Raw genomic sequence first — 13731 nt, forward strand, 5'->3', positions numbered from 1 at the left:
TGAGGTTTTTGTATGGCTACTCCAACGTTGAAAGTACTGCCGGCGGTTGATGACGCTCGTTTGATCAAGGCCGACAAGGCCCACTACATGCACGGCTATCACATGTTCGACGAGCACGCCGAACAGGGGGCGCTGAACATTGTGGCCGGTGACGGCGCCTACATTTACGACGCTCAGGGCAACCGTTTTCTCGATGCGGTCGGCGGCATGTGGTGCACCAACATCGGCTTGGGCCGCGAAGAAATGGCGCTGGCGATTGCCGATCAGGTGCGCCAGTTGGCTTATTCGAATCCGTTTTCCGACATGTCCAACAACGTCGCCATACAGTTGTGCGAAAAGCTCGCCAGCCTGGCCCCCGGCGATCTCGATCACGTGTTCCTGACCACCGGCGGCTCAACCGCCGTGGACACCGCATACCGGCTGATTCAGTACTACCAGAACTGCCGTGGCAAACCGGAAAAGAAGCACGTCATTGCTCGTTTTAACGCGTATCACGGCTCCACCACCCTGACGATGTCGATCGGCAACAAGGCCGCCGACCGCGTGCCGGAATTCGATTACGCTAACGACAGGATTCACCACGTCTCCAACCCCAATCCGTACCGGGCACCGGACGGAATGGACGAGGCACAGTTTCTCGAGTTTCTGGTCCAGGAGTTCGAAGACAAGATCCTGGCCATCGGTGCGGACAAGGTCGCGGGGTTCTTTGCCGAGCCGATCATGGGTTCCGGCGGGGTGATCATTCCGCCCAAGGGTTACCTGAAACGCATGTGGGAAGTCTGCCAGCGCTACGACATTCTGTTTGTCGCCGATGAGGTGGTGACCTCGTTCGGGCGACTGGGCAAGTTCTTCGCTTCTTATGATTTGTTTGATGTGCAGCCCGACATCATCACGACGGCCAAAGGCCTGACTTCGGCGTATTTGCCGCTGGGAGCGTGCATCTTTTCCGACCGTATCTGGAAAGTCATCGCCGAACCGGGCAAGGGGCGCTGCTTTACCCACGGCTTCACCTACAGCGGCCACCCGGTGTGCTGCACGGCGGCGCTGAAAAACATCGAGATCATCGAGCGCGAACAGCTGCTGGAGCATGTCGACGTGGTCGGTGCGTATCTCGAAGAACGGCTGGCGACCCTCAGCGACTTGCCGCTGGTGGGCGATGTGCGCTGCCAGAAGTTCATGGCGTGTGTGGAGTTCGTGGCCGACAAACGCACCAAAGCGTTGTTCGCCGATGAGGTCAACATTGGCGAGATGATTCACTCTCGGGCCCAGGCCCGAGGTTTGCTGGTGCGGCCGATCATGCACCTCAACGTGATGTCGCCGCCGCTGATCCTGACGTGCGCCCAGGTCGATGAAATCGTCGAGATCCTGCGGGTGTGCATTCTTGAAGTGGCGGCCGAGCTTGAGAAAAGCGGCCAGTACTTCGGGCAATGAGTTCGGTCAATCGGCGGTTACCCGGCGTCGGTTCTCCCGCTAGACTGCGGGGCATGAGCAAACCCAACGACGATACGTTGATCGCATTGCCCTTCGGGGCCTTGCATAAATGGCACGGCGACATGCGCGACGCATTCGCCCATGTCAACGCGCCTGATGCGCTGCAATACCTGGCGTCGGCGTTCGGGCATCTGGTGTCCATCGAGTCGGTGATGATCAGCCTCGAACACAAGGACCGTGCGCCGCAGCTGCTGTACCAGCGCGGTATACCGGAGGAGTATCGGGACTCGATCATCGACCGCTATTTTTCCGGTGGCTACTTGCTTGACCCGTTTTGCCTGGCGGTGGAGCAGGGCTTGGCCGAAGGGTTTTATCACCTGGAGGAAATCGCCCCGGACAACTTCTTCGACAGCGAGTACTACAAGACTTATTACTTGAAGACCGGGTGTTCGGAGGACAGTTTTTACCTGATCGATACCGGCCATGACAGCCAGGTGTCGGTGAGCCTGTTTCAGGGGTTTGGCGGGGAAAGCCTGCGGGCGGAACAACTGAACCTGTTGCGCGCGGTTGAGCCATTGGTCCGGGAGTTCATCAGCGAGTTTGGCCGACGCGGCCTGGCACATAGCGCAGTCATTGAAAGTGACGATCTGAAGCAGCGCGTGCAGTCCGCCTTCGAAAACTTTGGCTGCGACGTGCTGACCGAGCGCGAGCGGGAAGTGGCGCACATGGTGCTCAGGGGGCATTCCGTGAAGTCCACGGCCAGCCAGATGAGCATCTCGCCGGAAACGGTGCGCATGCACCGCAAGAATCTGTATCTGAAACTGAATGTCGGGTCGCAATCGGAACTGTTTGCGCTGTTTATCGAGTGGTTGCGCCAGCACTGATCGCGGATCTTCAGCTAACGAATGAACCCTGTAGGAGCGGGCTTGTTGGGGTCCAGTTTTTTTGGACCACTCTGTAGGAGTTTTTAGGCCGCCTGCTGCTCAAAGAGAGCCGGCGGCAGGTTATTCGAAGCGGTGTGGCAACGACGATGGTTGTAATGCGACACAAAATCGATCACATCCTTCTCCGCTTCGAAATGGTTCTGGTAGCCGCTCTCCGGCATCCAGTCATGCTTCAATGTTCTGAAATAACGCTCGACCACCGCATTGTCCCAGCAGTTTCCACGCCGGCTTACGCTATGCACGATCCGGCTTTCTTCCAGGCATGTCGCGAAGCGGTCAGAGGTGTACTGGCAGCCTTGGTCTGAGTGGAACAACAGCTGCGGCATCGGACGACGCAGCGCAACTGCCAGCTTAAGGGCTTTGATGGACAAGTCCGTGTCAGCCGTCCTGGAACAGGCCCATCCCACAATTCTGCGTGAAAAAAGATCCATCACTACCGCCAAATACAACCAGCTATCCCTCACTTTGATGTAGGTGATATCACCCGCCCATAGCGTGTCCGGCTGGACTGGATTAAAACGACGATCAAGTATGTTTGGTGCCGTGACTCCGGGCTTGGTGGCGCGGCGATAGTGGGCATAACGCGGTCGACGTCTGGCGAGTTCCAAAGTATTTATCAAGGAGCGCATTCGGTGACGCCCAATGAAAACACCACCTTTTCTCAGCTCCTTGGACAACCCGCGCGCACCCAGTGCTTCGCGATGCTCCTTATGTACCGCACGAATTTTCAGCTCCAGGTCCTTCTCGATAACACGCGGCAACGCAGGCTTACGCTTCGCGTAAAAGCTACTGCGAGCCAAACCCAGGACCGAGCACATACGTCGAATCGACATTGCTCCTCTAACGCCATCAATCACTTGGTTCGGTTGAACAGAACTTTCAGATGAGAGGGCAATTGCTTTTTTAAGACATGATTCTCGGCCTCAAGCAGGGCCAATTTTGCCTGCAACGACTCGATCATCTGCTGATCTTGGGGCCGGGAGGCCTGCAAAATCCCCGCATGCTCCCGGCGCCAGTGCAAAACCCATCGGCGTAGAGCTGTGGGCCCCACGCCTGTAAGCTCACAGGCTTTATGAATGGAGCATTTCATCTCCACAACCAAACGAATGGCCTCCGCTTTTTCCTCAGGACTAACAACCCGATATCCCATGATGCTTCCTTAGGTCGATACTCCTACATCATGGTCCAAAAACATTGAGCCACAACAGCTTGCCCGCGAAAGCGGTGTGTCAGACACCATTGAAGTCGACTGACACTCCCTCTTCGCGAGCAGGCTCGCTCCCACAGTGGATATGGGGTGACTGCAAAAATCGTGGTCAGTCCTCGCGTTTAACGACCAAGGTCAAAATGTCGTAACTGGCCACCAGTTCTCCCAGTTGGTTAGTGACTTCCACATCCCACGCCACCACTCCTTGCGAAATGCCTTGCGGGCTCTTCTTCCCTTGGTCGATTTTGCGTTTGCAGGTCAACCGCGCCTGAATTGTGTCACCGATGCCTACCGGGTTGATGAAACGCAAGGTATCGAGACCGTAGTTGGCCAGCACCGGCCCCGGCGCAGGCGATACAAACAACCCAGCCGCCGCCGACAGCACGAAGTAACCGTGGGCAATACGTTTGCCGAATTGCGATTCCTTGGCGGCGATGTCGTCGAAGTGCATGTAGAAGTGATCGCCGGACAGGCAACCGAAGTTCACCAGATCGGCTTCGGTCACGGTGCGACGGTGCGTCAGCAGCGATTCACCGATCTGCAAATCCTGGAAGAACCGACGGAACGGATGGACCTCGGTTTCGATGACCTTGGCGCCACGCACATATTCACCGGTAACCGCCGCCAGCATGGTCGGCGAGCCTTGTACGGCCGCGCGTTGCAGGTAGTGTTTCACTGCACGCAAGCCGCCGAGTTCTTCGCCGCCACCGGCACGCCCCGGGCCGCCGTGCTTGAGTTGCGGCAGTGGCGAGCCATGGCCGGTGGATTCGGCAGCGGACTCGCGATCCAGCACCAGCAAACGGCCGTGCCAGGCCGCGGCCACCGGGATCGCTTTGGCGGCGATCTGTGGATCCTTGGTGATCAAGCTCGCCACCAGGCTGCCTTTGCCGCGAGCCGCCAGTACCAGCGCTTCGTCGAGATCGTCGTAAGCCATCAGGGTGCTGACCGGGCCGAACGCTTCGATGTCGTGCGCGCCACCTTCGGCATGCGGGTCGCGGGCTTGCAGCAGGGTCGGCGCAAAGAATGCGCCCTGGCTGACGTTTTCACCACGCGGCTCGAAACCATCGCGAGCACCGAACAGCATGTCGCTGCTCTGCAACAGGCTTTCCAGACGCTCGGCGACGTCTTTTTGCTGATCGTGGGAGGCCAGCGCGCCCATGCGTACGCCTTCCACCGACGGGTCGCCGACCACGACTTTCTTCAGGCGATCACGCAGGCGGGTAGCGACCGCGTCGATGTGTTTGGCCGGCACAATCGCGCGGCGTATGGCGGTGCATTTCTGCCCGGCCTTGGTGGTCATCTCGCGGGCGACTTCCTTGATGAACAGCTCGAACTCTTCGTCATCAGGGGTCACGTCCGGGGCGAGGATTGCGCAGTTCAGCGAGTCGGCTTCGGCGTTGAACGGCACCGAATTACGAATCAGGTTCGGGTTGACCCGCAGTTTGGCGGCGGTGTCGGCGGATCCGGTGAAGGTCACCACGTCCTGGCCTTGCAGACGGTCGAGCAAGTCACCGGTGCTGCCGATGATCAGCTGCAAGCTGCCCGCTGGCAGCAAACCGGATTCGTCCATCAGGCGCACCACGGCTTCGGTCAGGTAGCTGGTAGCGCTGGCCGGTTTGACGATGCACGGCATGCCGGCGAGAAAGCTCGGGGCAAACTTTTCCAACATGCCCCAGATCGGGAAGTTGAAGGCGTTGATGTGCACGGCCAGGCCACCGCGTGGCACCAGAATGTGCGTGCCGGCGAAGGTGCCGAGTTTGCTCAGCTGCATCGCCGGGCCTTCGTGGACGATGTTGCCCGATGGCAATTCCCGCGAACCGAGGCTGGCGTAAGTGAACAGGGTACTGTTGCCGCCTTCGATGTCGATCCAGCTGTCAGCACGGGTCGCGCCGCTGTGGTGGGAGATCGCGTAGAGCTGTTCCTTGCGTTCGCTCAGGTACAAGGCCAGTGCCTTGAGACGCTGGGCGCGTTGCTGGAAGTCCAGCGCCATCAAGCCACTGATGCCTTGACGGCGACCGTGTTCGATGGCTTCGGCGAAGTCCGGACGCTCTTCGTGGGTGCGCGCAATCTCATGGCCGTCGATGGCGCTGCGCAGCACTTGGGCACCTTGTTGGCCGATCCAGTGACCGGCGATGAAACTTTGCAGGGTAGGGGCGTGAGGCATCACGATTGCTCCGCATGGTGTGAAAGTTGGGTATGAAAAAAATGGGTGCGGCCGCAACCGCACGAGTCAGGGGTTACCAAAGCGCCAAGGTGTAACCGACAATCAGCCGATTCTCATCAAGGTCGGTGGTCAAGCCATTGCCGGAGCGGAAGGTCACGTTGCGCCAGCGAATGCTGACGTCCTTGAGTACGCCGCTCTGGATGACGTAACTGATATCGGTGTCGCGTTCCCATTCGCGGCCGTTGTCGACGTTGCCGGCTTTGACGTGGTCGCCGTCGGTGTAGCGGGTCATGAAGGTCAGGCCGGGAACGCCTAGGGCCACGAAGTCATAGTCGTAACGCAGTTGCCAGGAGTCTTCATCGGCGCGGGTGAAGGTATTGAAGGTCACCAGGTTGACCACGTACGGATCGCCGCCGTTGAGGAACGGAAACGCGCTGTCGCCGGACAACTGTTGGTACGCGGCACTGACCTTGTGGGCGCCATGGGACACGCTGAAAATGCTGTTGAAATTACGGTTGTCGATTCGTCCGGCACGCTCGGCGCCATCGCCGCGGCTGTCGAAGTAGCGGATGTCGCTGCGCAGGTTGAAACCGTTGCCCAGGGGCTGGGTATGCACCAGGCCGGCGAACTGCTGGCGATAAATCTGATCGAGCTCGCCGTAGTAATAGCTCAGGCTCAGTTGCGGGTTGAAGGCGTAGCTGCCACCGGCGAAATTGAAGTAATCACTGCTGGCGGCAAGGTAGCCGACGTCCTGGTTGTTGGAAGAGTCCCGCAGATTGACCTTGGTCAGGCGCCCGGTATTGACGGTCAGGCCGTTGATTTCCTGACTGGTCAGCAAGCCGCCGGCAAAGGTCGAACCCAGCAGGCGGGTGTCGTTGTAAGTCACTACGGGCAGCAAGGGTTGCAGGGTGCCGAGCTTCAACACGCTTTTGGAGACACGCAGCTTGCCGGTCAGCCCCAATTCGCTGTACTCGTCCGCCGGCTCATGGCTGGTCGGCCCAAAGGGCAGCAGCCCGGTGCCACGACGATCCGGACTGGAGTCGAGTTTCAACCCCAACTCCCCGAGTGCATCCAGACCGAAGCCGAAGGTCCCGTCGGTGTACCCGGACTCGATGCGCCCGGTGAAGCCCTGCGCCCATTCCTCGGCCTTGGATTGCGGCGCGTTGACCTGACGGAAATCGCGATTGATGTAGAAGTTACGCATTTCAATACGGGCCTTGCTGTCGTCGATGAAGTCAGCCATGGCGCTCGGGGCAACCATGGGCAGACTCAATGCGGCGACTATCGAAAACAGTGATTCACAGGATGCTGTACGCGCGGGCTTCATTATTTTTGTTCCCTGACATCAGATCGATCGTTAATTAGTGCTTGCTGGCGCCAGAGGCACCGATGCCGGTCATCGAACGGATGAACTGCGCCAGATAACGGCCGCGCTCAAGGGCTGCACGGGGTGAGGTATCGGTGACGGAAAACACCCAGGCGCTTACAAAAGCCAGGCTCATGGAGAACAACGCCGGGTTGGAGTAAGGGAACAGGGCCTTGTCGTGATGCAACACGTTGACCCACACCGCCGGGCTCAGCACCAGCAGGACAATCGCCGAGATCAACCCCGTCAGGCTGCCGGTCACTGCGCCACGGGTGGTCAGGCCTTTCCAGTACATCGAGAGGAACAGCACCGGGAAATTCACCGACGCGGCGATGGCCAGCACCAGGCCGGAGAGGAAGGCAATGTTCTGCGATTCGAACAACAGGCCGAGGATGATTGCCAGGACGCCGATGCACAGCGTGGCGATTCGCGAGACGCGGATTTCCTGCTGCTCAGTGGCCTGACCTTTGCGCATCACACAGGCATACAAGTCGTGGGACACCGCCGAAGCGCCGGACAACGCCAATCCCGCAACCACCGCCAGAATGGTGGCGAAGGCGACCGCAGAGATGAAGCCGAGGAACAGGTTGCCACCCACGGCCTGAGCCAGGTGCACGGCAATCATGTTGCCGCCGCCGATGATCGCGCCGCTGGCATCGCGGAACGCCGGGTCGGTGCCGACCATGACGATCGCGCCAAAGCCGACGATGATCAGCAGCAAGTAGAAGTAGCCGATAAAACCCGTGGCGTAGAACACGCTTTTGCGCGCTTCCTTGGCATCACTGACGGTGAAGAAACGCATGAGGATATGCGGCAGGCCGGCGGTGCCGAACATCATGCCCAGTCCCAACGAGATCGCATCGATGGGATTCGACAGTAAGCCACCGGGGGCCATGATTGCGTTGCCCTTGGCGTGCACAGCTGTGGCGCCGGCGAACATCGCTTCGGTGCTGAAATCGAAATGCTTGAGCACCATGAAAGCCATGAACGTGGTGCCGAACAGCAGCATGACGGCCTTGATGATCTGTACCCACGTGGTGGCGAGCATGCCGCCGAAGGTGACGTAAAACACCATCAATACGCCCACCAGCATCACCGCGTAGAGGTAATCGATGCCGAACAGCAGCTCGATCAGCTTGCCGGCACCGACCATCTGCGCCACGAGGTACATCAGGGCCACCGTGAGGGTGCCGAAGGCCGAGGTCAGGCGCACCGGGGTTTGTTCCAGGCGATAGGAGACCACGTCGGCGAAGGTGTATTTGCCCAGATTGCGCAAGCGTTCGGCAATCAAGAACAGAATGATCGGCCAGCCCGCCAACACGCCCAGTGCGTACAGCAAACCGTCATAGCCATTGAGGAACATCATCGCGGAAATGCCAAGGAAGGACGCCGCGGAAATCATGTCGCCGGCAATCGCCAGGCCGTTCTGGAAACCGGTCATGCCACCACCCGCAGTATAAAAATCGCTGGCGGAACGGGTGCGCAACGCGGCCCAGCGCGTCACGCCGAGGGTGAACAGCACAAACACCAGGAACATGCCGATCGCGTTCCAGTTCAGCGGACGGGACGCGCCGTCGGCCGCTGCCGCAAAGTCAGCGACAAAGGCCAGAGGCAGCAGGAATAACGCGTGAAGACGGCTCATCGGGCGCACTCCTGTTTCAGTTTTTTGTTGAGCGGATCGATCACGTTGTTGGCGCGATAGACGTAGAAACCGGTCAGGGCGAAGGCCAGCATCACGATCACCACACCCACCAGCATGCCCACGGTGGTCACGCCGCCGCTCAGGGATTGGCCGAGGGTGGCGGGGGAAAATGCCACCAGCAAAACGAAGCCGAAATAGATCACCAGCATGATCAGCGACAGCGACCAATACAGGTTCTGTTTGCGGCGTACCAACTGGATGAAATCCGGGTTCTGGCGGATGAGTTCTACGTCTTGGGGGCTCATGGTGGCGTCCTTTGTTGTTTTTGTTGTGGGGTAAAACGGTGTTACTCCCCTGTAGGAGCTGGCTTGCCAGCGAAGGCGGCCTGAACATCAACGGTGATTTCAAGGGCCTCTTCGCTGGCAAGCCAGCTCCTACAGGGGTGGTGTTGGATTAGAGCTGGTCGAAATCCAGCACCACTTTGTTGCTGATCGGATATGCCTGGCACGACAGCACGTAGCCGGCGGCCACTTCGTAGTCTTCCAGGGCGTGGTTGCTGTCCATTTCCACTTCGCCTTCGATGACCTTGCACTTGCAGGTCGAGCACACGCCGGCCTTGCATGAGTAAGGCAGTTCGGCGCCTTGGGCATTGCCGGCGTCGAGGATGCTCTGGCTGTTGCGCGGCAGGTCGAACGCTAGGGCGCGACCGTCGCTGATGACAGTGATCTGGCTGACCGCCGCATCGATTTGCCGGGCCGCCTCGCGGGCTTCGCGTTTTTGCTGGCTACCGGCGACAGCAAACAGTTCGAAATGGATGCGCTCCGGCGCCATGCCCTTGGCTTTGAGGCTGTCACGCACGGTTTCCGTCATCTCCTGCGGGCCGCAAATGAAGGCCGCATCGAGGGCTTTGACGTCGAGCCAGCGGGAGAACAGTTGCTCGCATTTCTCGGCGTTGATTCGGCCGTTGTACAAGTCAACGTCCTGCTGCTCGCGGCTGAACACGAAGATCAGGTTCAGGCGCTGCAGGTAGCGGTTTTTCAGGTCTTCCAGCTGTTCGCGGAACAACGCACCGGAACTGGAACGGTTGCCGTACAGCAGGGTAACGCGGCTGTGCGGTTCGGTTTCCAGGGTGGTCTTGATGATCGACAGGATCGGCGTGATGCCGCTGCCGGCCGCGACCGCCAGGTAGTTGCCATGGCGAGCCGGATCGAGCTCGACGCAGAAGTGTCCGGCGGGCGGCATGACTTCCAGGCTCTGTCCGGCTTTCAATTGCTCGTTGGCAAACGCCGAAAATCGCCCGCCAGCCACACGCTTGATAGCGACGCGCAGTTCACCGTCGTTGACCCCGGTGCAGATCGAGTAGGAACGGCGCACTTCTTCGCCATCCAGCTGCGTGCGCATCACCAGGTGCTGGCCTTGGGTGAAGTGAAAACTGTCTTGCAGGTGCTGCGGAATCTCGAAGGCGATGGACACCGCATCACGGGTCTCGGTGCGCACGTCCTTGATGGTCAGGCTGTGAAATTTACTCATTGTTGTTCTCCAGCTGGGACGGCCGATTGCCGCTCAGATGCACTTGAAATAGTCGAACGGTTCCCGGCAATCGACGCAGCGGTACAACGCTTTGCACGCGGTGGAACCGAACTCGCTGAGCACTTCGGTGTGGGCGCTGCCGCACTGCGGGCAGACGATCACCGGGCTTTCGCCGAGCAGGCTGCGCTTACTGGTGCTGCCCTCGGGCGGAGCGATGCCGTAGGCGCGCAAGCGTTCACGACCGCTGGCGCTGATCCAGTCCGTGGTCCAGGCCGGGGTCAATTTGCGTTCCAGTTGCGGGGCTTTGAACCCGGCCAGTTCCAGGGCTTCGCGGATATCGCTTTCGATCACTTCGGTGGCGGGGCAGCCGGAGTAGGTCGGCGTGACCACCACGTGCAAGTGCCCGGCCTGCCAGTCGAGATCGCGCACGATACCGAGGTCGACAACGCTGACCACCGGCACTTCCGGGTCCATGACCTGCGCCAGGGTCGCCCACGCGGCGGCCAGATCGGTCGGTTGCGCCGGCCGGGCACCGAGGTCGCTGGCGATCAGCTCACCAGGTCGCATCGGGGTACGCTCGTGGCAGGAACTGCATTTCGGCCAGCAGAATGCCGAGGTGTTCGGTGTGCAGCCCCTTGCGTGCATTCAGGTAGAAATAGCTGGGCGCGGCCGGCACGGGCAGGGTGGCGCTGGCAAAAATCGCGTTGACCTTGGCTTGCCAGGCAGCGGCTACTTGCGCGGTGTCCGGGGTGATGCCGGCGGCGCACAGGCGTTGCTCGCTGTCATCGGCTGCGATCAGTTCAACAGTGAAGCGCCAAACTTCAGGAATGGCCGCGAGCATGCGCTTGTGGCTTTCCTCGGTGCCGTCTCCCAGACGCTCTACCCACTCGCCGGAGCGGCGCAGGTGATAGGTCACTTCCTTCACGGCTTTGGCGGCAATCCCGGCGATGCGCTCGTCACTGGATTGGCTGAGGCCGCTGAGCACTTGTAGATGCCAGGCGTCATAGAGGAACTGCTTGAGGATGGTCACCGCGTAATCGCCGTTCGGTTGTTCCACCAGCAACAGGTTGCGGTAGGCGCGCTCGTCACGGCGGAACGCCAGGTCATCGGCATTGCGGCCGTCGTTCAGCAGTTCGGCGGCGTAATCCAGCCAGTTGCGCGCCTGGCCCACCAGGTCGAGGCCGACGTTCATCAGCGCCAGTTCTTCTTCCAGTGCAGGGGCCTTGCCACACCATTGGCACAGGCGCTGGCCCTGGATCAGGGCGCTGTCGCCGAGTCGCAGCAGGTATTCGATCAGATCAGTCTGGTTATTCATGGTCGACCTCACATGTGCCCGACTTCGGCCGGCAGCTCGTAGAAGCTGGCGTGGCGGTAGACCTTGTCGTCCGACGGATCGAACAGCGGGTCTTTTTCATCCGGCGACGAAGCGGTGATCAGCGCCGACGGCACGACCCACAGGCTCACGCCTTCACTGCGCCGGGTGTACAACTCGCGCGCATTCTCGATGGCCATGGTGGTGTCGGCGGCGTGCACGCTGCCGACGTGCTTGTGGTTGAGGCCGTGCTTGCTGCGCACGAAGACTTCAAAAAGGGTCCATTCAGACATTTCAATGACTCCACATCAGGTGGCCGATCAGGCGGCGTTCTTGTTCTGTTGTTTGCGAGCGTGGGCGACGGCGGCTTCGCGAACCCAGGCACCGTCTTCAATCGCCTTGCGGCGGGTGGCGACGCGTTCCTGGTTGCATGGGCCGTTGCCCTTGAGCACTTCGTAGAATTCGCTCCACTGGATCTCGCCGAAGTCGTAGTGGCCGGTTTCGGCGTTCCACATCAGGTCCGGGTCAGGGCAGGTGCAGCCCAAGAGTTCCAGTTGCGGGATGGTCTGGTCGATGAAGCGCTGGCGCAGTTCGTCGTTGCTCTGGCGCTTGATTTTCCAGGCCATGGACTGGGCGCTGTTTGGCGAGTGTTCGTCACTTGGGCCAAACATCATCAGCGACGGCCACCACAGGCGGTTGATCGCGTCCTGGACCATGTCTTTTTGCGCCTGATTACCGTGACGCATCATGGTCAGGAGGATTTCGTAGCCCTGGCGCTGGTGAAAACTTTCTTCCTTGCAGATCCGCACCATGGCCCGGGAGTAGGGGCCATACGAGGTGCGCTGCAACACCACCTGATTGACGATGGCGGCACCGTCCACCAGCCAGCCCACCGCGCCCATGTCGGCCCAGTTCAGCGTCGGGTAATTGAAGATGCTCGAATACTTGGCCTTACCGCTGTGCAGCTTGGCGATCTCTTCATCGCGGTCGGCACCCAGGGTTTCCATGGCGCTGTAGAGGTACAGGCCGTGGCCGGCTTCGTCTTGAATCTTGGCCATCAATTGCAGTTTGCGTTTAAGCGTTGGCGCGCGGGTGACCCAGTTGCCTTCGGGCAGCATGCCGACGATTTCCGAGTGGGCGTGCTGGGAGATCTGCCGGATCAGGGTCTGGCGATAGGCATCAGGCATCCAGTTTTTGGCTTCGATCTTGATTTCTGAATCGATTTTTTCCTGGAAGGCGCGTTCCTGTTCGGACATCTCCGACAGGTCTTTGATGCGCTTTACGCCGGTTTCTACGAGCTGTGCGTACATGGGGGGTCTCCCGCCGTGAATCTGTTTGATGGCATGGAGAACTTTATAAGCGATACAGAATTTAATATCAAACATAAAATATGGTGTCGTATGTGTTTTTGTATCGCTTTGGGATGAGTGGTTGTTTTTTTTGGGGGGGCATATCCGTTTCTGCGGTAACGGCCGCTGACGGTTTCGCTCTTACAGCGAGTCCCTTTTGTCAAACGCCACAAAAGGAACCAAAAAGGCTCGCCCCGAGCGTCCGGCCCCTCGCTAAAGCTCGGCGTTCCTTCGCTCCGGTATCCATCCGGGGACACTGCCCTCCGGTCTGCTTCGCGACGACCTACATGCAGCGTGTTCGACTGCGTCGAACGGCGCTGCGCGCCACTCCCCGGATGAACACCTCCACTCAGCCTCCCGAGGGGGCGGGTGGATCAAGATCAAAAGCTGCAGGCGAGCTAACGCTCGGCCTGATGAGTGGTGAGAAGCAAAAGCCGTACGCCGATCTACTGTAGGAGCTGGCTTGTCGGATCGCCGCATCGCAGCGAAGGCGGCCTGAACGCCGACCAATCTCCGGGATGTACTTGCCCACCTAATGTGGGAGCGAGCTTGCTCGTGAAGCTGTTGATCTTGCCGTTGCCGTTGCTGTTGCTTCGGCTTTTGATCTTGATCTGTTGCCCCTTTCCCAGAGGCCGAACGCAGGCGTTGCGTAGGGGGCACCGCGGCATGGATGCCGCGGTAGCCGCCCCCGGCCATGGATGGCCGATGGCGGCGGGCCCCCGGAGCAATGCCGGAGTGAGGGCATGCCGAGCCTGGGCGAGGCACCGAATGGAGGGGCAAAGCCTT

Annotated in this window: 13 protein-coding genes; 2 read left to right on the forward strand and 11 right to left on the reverse strand. The window is 59.9% G+C overall.

Features of this window, described 5'->3' with window-relative positions:
• The first annotated feature begins 12 nt into the window (after positions 1 to 12).
• Both ACWGZX_RS23590 and ACWGZX_RS23595 read left to right on the forward strand, forming a co-directional pair.
• Positions 13 to 1431, forward strand: coding sequence for an aminotransferase (locus tag ACWGZX_RS23590; protein WP_452625648.1), 1419 nt, complete (start codon positions 13 to 15; stop codon positions 1429 to 1431).
• The gene (locus ACWGZX_RS23595) at positions 1428 to 2315 is read left to right on the forward strand and encodes a helix-turn-helix transcriptional regulator (protein ID WP_452625649.1); all 888 of its coding nucleotides are present in this window, start codon (positions 1428 to 1430) and stop codon (positions 2313 to 2315) included. The genes ACWGZX_RS23590 and ACWGZX_RS23595 overlap by 4 nt, the downstream gene beginning before the upstream one ends.
• Positions 2316 to 2398: 83 nt before the next feature.
• Here ACWGZX_RS23595 and ACWGZX_RS23600 read toward each other — a convergent pair whose 3' ends face one another.
• The 11 genes from ACWGZX_RS23600 to paaA form a co-directional block, all read right to left on the reverse strand.
• On the reverse strand, positions 2399 to 3232 hold the full coding sequence (locus ACWGZX_RS23600) for an IS3 family transposase (protein WP_452624859.1): 834 nt from the start codon (positions 3230 to 3232) through the stop codon (positions 2399 to 2401).
• Positions 3229 to 3525: a transposase gene (locus ACWGZX_RS23605; protein WP_452624858.1), complete on the reverse strand. Its 297-nt coding sequence runs from the start codon at positions 3523 to 3525 to the stop codon at positions 3229 to 3231. The genes ACWGZX_RS23600 and ACWGZX_RS23605 overlap by 4 nt, the downstream gene beginning before the upstream one ends.
• Positions 3526 to 3691: 166 nt before the next feature.
• Positions 3692 to 5746 carry a phenylacetic acid degradation bifunctional protein PaaZ gene (paaZ, locus tag ACWGZX_RS23610; RefSeq protein ID WP_452625650.1) on the reverse strand — a complete coding sequence of 685 codons (2055 nt, stop codon included), beginning with the start codon at positions 5744 to 5746 and terminating at the stop codon, positions 3692 to 3694.
• 73 nt (positions 5747 to 5819) lie between these two features.
• Positions 5820 to 7073 carry an OprD family porin gene (locus tag ACWGZX_RS23615; RefSeq protein ID WP_452625651.1) on the reverse strand — a complete coding sequence of 418 codons (1254 nt, stop codon included), beginning with the start codon at positions 7071 to 7073 and terminating at the stop codon, positions 5820 to 5822.
• Between the two features lie 34 nt (positions 7074 to 7107).
• Positions 7108 to 8754, reverse strand: a complete 1647-nt coding sequence (locus tag ACWGZX_RS23620) for a cation acetate symporter (RefSeq protein WP_452625652.1) — start codon at positions 8752 to 8754, stop codon at positions 7108 to 7110.
• Entirely contained in the window at positions 8751 to 9059 is a 309-nt protein-coding gene (locus ACWGZX_RS23625) for a DUF485 domain-containing protein (RefSeq protein WP_452625653.1), read from the reverse strand. The genes ACWGZX_RS23620 and ACWGZX_RS23625 overlap by 4 nt, the downstream gene beginning before the upstream one ends.
• 148 nt (positions 9060 to 9207) lie before the next feature.
• Positions 9208 to 10284, reverse strand: coding sequence for a 1,2-phenylacetyl-CoA epoxidase subunit PaaE (gene paaE / locus ACWGZX_RS23630; protein ID WP_452625654.1), 1077 nt, complete (start codon positions 10282 to 10284; stop codon positions 9208 to 9210).
• 33 nt (positions 10285 to 10317) lie between these two features.
• On the reverse strand, positions 10318 to 10851 hold the full coding sequence (gene paaD, locus ACWGZX_RS23635; protein WP_223514449.1) for a 1,2-phenylacetyl-CoA epoxidase subunit PaaD: 534 nt from the start codon (positions 10849 to 10851) through the stop codon (positions 10318 to 10320).
• Entirely contained in the window at positions 10838 to 11599 is a 762-nt protein-coding gene (gene paaC, locus ACWGZX_RS23640; RefSeq protein WP_452625655.1) for a 1,2-phenylacetyl-CoA epoxidase subunit PaaC, read from the reverse strand. Before paaC ends, paaD begins: the two co-directional genes overlap by 14 nt.
• An 8-nt stretch (positions 11600 to 11607) precedes the next feature.
• Positions 11608 to 11889, reverse strand: coding sequence for a 1,2-phenylacetyl-CoA epoxidase subunit PaaB (gene paaB / locus ACWGZX_RS23645; protein WP_007943393.1), 282 nt, complete (start codon positions 11887 to 11889; stop codon positions 11608 to 11610).
• A gap of 27 nt (positions 11890 to 11916) precedes the next feature.
• The gene (gene paaA, locus ACWGZX_RS23650; RefSeq protein ID WP_452625656.1) at positions 11917 to 12906 is read right to left on the reverse strand and encodes a 1,2-phenylacetyl-CoA epoxidase subunit PaaA; all 990 of its coding nucleotides are present in this window, start codon (positions 12904 to 12906) and stop codon (positions 11917 to 11919) included.
• Positions 12907 to 13731: the final 825 nt, after the last annotated feature.

This window comes from Pseudomonas sp. CLCA07, from assembly GCF_053615335.1.

Excerpts from the sequence above, each read along its gene's own strand:
- ACWGZX_RS23620 (WP_452625652.1), bottom strand. The coding sequence starts at position 8,754 with ATGAGCCGTCTTCACGCGTTATTCCTGCTGCCTCTGGCCTTTGTCGCT.
- paaZ (WP_452625650.1), bottom strand. The coding sequence starts at position 5,746 with ATGCCTCACGCCCCTACCCTGCAAAGTTTCATCGCCGGTCACTGGATC.
- ACWGZX_RS23605 (WP_452624858.1), bottom strand. The coding sequence starts at position 3,525 with ATGGGATATCGGGTTGTTAGTCCTGAGGAAAAAGCGGAGGCCATTCGT.
- ACWGZX_RS23625 (WP_452625653.1), bottom strand. The coding sequence starts at position 9,059 with ATGAGCCCCCAAGACGTAGAACTCATCCGCCAGAACCCGGATTTCATC.
- ACWGZX_RS23615 (WP_452625651.1), bottom strand. The coding sequence starts at position 7,073 with ATGAAGCCCGCGCGTACAGCATCCTGTGAATCACTGTTTTCGATAGTC.
- paaA (WP_452625656.1), bottom strand. The coding sequence starts at position 12,906 with ATGTACGCACAGCTCGTAGAAACCGGCGTAAAGCGCATCAAAGACCTG.
- paaB (WP_007943393.1), bottom strand. The coding sequence starts at position 11,889 with ATGTCTGAATGGACCCTTTTTGAAGTCTTCGTGCGCAGCAAGCACGGC.
- paaC (WP_452625655.1), bottom strand. The coding sequence starts at position 11,599 with ATGAATAACCAGACTGATCTGATCGAATACCTGCTGCGACTCGGCGAC.
- ACWGZX_RS23595 (WP_452625649.1), top strand. The coding sequence starts at position 1,428 with ATGAGTTCGGTCAATCGGCGGTTACCCGGCGTCGGTTCTCCCGCTAGA.
- ACWGZX_RS23590 (WP_452625648.1), top strand. The coding sequence starts at position 13 with ATGGCTACTCCAACGTTGAAAGTACTGCCGGCGGTTGATGACGCTCGT.
- paaD (WP_223514449.1), bottom strand. The coding sequence starts at position 10,851 with ATGCGACCTGGTGAGCTGATCGCCAGCGACCTCGGTGCCCGGCCGGCG.
- paaE (WP_452625654.1), bottom strand. The coding sequence starts at position 10,284 with ATGAGTAAATTTCACAGCCTGACCATCAAGGACGTGCGCACCGAGACC.